The following is a 470-nucleotide window of genomic DNA, read 5'->3' on the forward strand; positions in this document are numbered from 1 at the left end:
GCTGAACCGCGCCAAAACAGGAGGACCAAAGCCGCGAAGGCGAGACAGCTTGTCGCCAGCATGGTGTTGCGGCTCCTGGTCTGGTCCGCGAGATAGCCTCCGAGCGGAACCGAAAGAGCCGCGAGCCACAGCACGATGCTGACAGCCTGGCCTGCGGCGGCGGTCGACCAGCCGCGCTCGACCAGCATCGACGGACCGAAGCTGAAGATCATGGCGAAGCCGACATTGTAGAAGGCCCATATCAAGCCTGCCAGCAGCACGGCCCAGACTGCCGGTTTCGCGAGCTGCGAGCCTTCCGCTGAAGCCGGAGCGGCGGCGGTTCCGGGTGGCCGGTACAGGAACCCCACCAGCGCGAGCGCCGCGGCGATGAGCGCCATACCCGCGACCTGCGTCCCCGCTATGCCGAATTGCGCCTGTATCAACGGCAGGCCGGCGAGCGTGAGGGCGATGCCCAGGGGCCATGAGTTGAT

At 66.8% G+C, this 470-nt stretch carries 1 protein-coding gene; it reads right to left on the minus strand.

Going from position 1 to position 470, the window contains the following annotated elements; translation table 11 throughout:
* The coding region (locus tag EN846_RS35505; RefSeq protein ID WP_348630852.1) for an MFS transporter at positions 1 to 470 on the minus strand (470 nt) is incomplete at both ends.

Origin of the sequence: Mesorhizobium sp. M4B.F.Ca.ET.203.01.1.1, assembly GCF_004791025.1 — a bacterium.
Lineage (GTDB): Bacteria > Pseudomonadota > Alphaproteobacteria > Rhizobiales > Rhizobiaceae > Mesorhizobium > Mesorhizobium abyssinicae.